The sequence below is a fragment of the Alcanivorax sp. HI0044 genome (genome assembly GCF_001634945.1).
Window position 1 is genome coordinate 1 of sequence record NZ_LWEZ01000541.1, and the last position, 1,040, is coordinate 1,040.

Consider the following 1,040-nt stretch of genomic DNA (forward strand, 5'->3'; position numbering starts at 1 on the left):
CGACAAGCTCGGCCAGCAGCTTCTTACTCACTTGCAGGGCCTGCAAAAACAGCATGACTGCATTGATGAAATTCGCGGCATGGGGCTCATGCTGGGCCTGGAAATTGTCAGTGCCCCCCACACCCCGGATGGCGACCGCGCCGGCAAGCTGCTCAAGCATTGTGAGAATAACGGCATGCTGATGTTGCGCTGCGGCACCCAGGGCCAGGTGGTACGCTGGTTGCCACCGCTCACCGTCACCGAAGCGGAAATCGAAAAAGCGGTAGAACTGTTTGATGCCGCACTGAAAGAGACGTGAAGAGCAGCTTCGAGCTACTAGCTGCTAGCTACAACAACGCGTTTCGAAGCAGTAATTGCATCAAGGCTTTCACCGCGCACCACTCTTGCCAGTGCGGAGTAACTAGAAGCTAATAGCTGGCCGCTGAATTTAAGGAGATTCGATGACAGACACCACCATCACCGTCCTGCTGGCCGAAGACGAACCCGCCCTGCCCGGTCTGGAGTCTCTGGACGGCCTGGCACGGGTTCAGGAAGCGCGGACACCGGCACAGTTAAAAAGCGCGCTACCGGAGACCGACATTCTGGTGGTCACCGATTTCCGCACCGACCTGCTGGAGGAAGTGTGGCCGGATAACTGCCCGGTGCGCTGGGTCCATGCCACCAGTGCCGGCGTGGATGCGCTGATGATCGACCCGATCAAACACAGTGACATCGTGGTCACCAACGCCCGCGGCATTTTCGACCGCGGCATCGCCGAATACGTGCTGGGCGCCCTGCTGATGTTCGCCAAGGACACGCTCGGCAACCTGGCACTGAAAGAACAGCACCGCTGGCAACACCGGGAAACCCGCATGCTGCGCGGCGCCAATGCCCTGATCGTGGGCGCCGGCTCTATTGGCAGGGAAGTGGCCACGGTGCTCGGCGCCATGGGCATGAACGTGATCGGCACCGCCCGCCATGCACGCCAGGACAGCGCCTTTGACCGGGTCCACCGACAGCAGGATTTGCCTGCGCTGCTCGGTGATGCGGACTATGTGGTG

At 60.6% G+C, this 1,040-nt stretch carries 2 protein-coding genes; both read left to right on the forward strand.

Annotation, left to right across the window (positions count from 1 at the left end):
* On the forward strand, window positions 1-298 hold a 298-nt coding region (locus A3730_RS06460), incomplete at its 5' end, for an aminotransferase class III-fold pyridoxal phosphate-dependent enzyme (protein ID WP_156500985.1).
* Between the two features lie 142 nt (window positions 299-440).
* On the forward strand, window positions 441-1,040 hold a 600-nt coding region (locus A3730_RS06465), incomplete at its 3' end, for an NAD(P)-dependent oxidoreductase (RefSeq protein WP_304439473.1).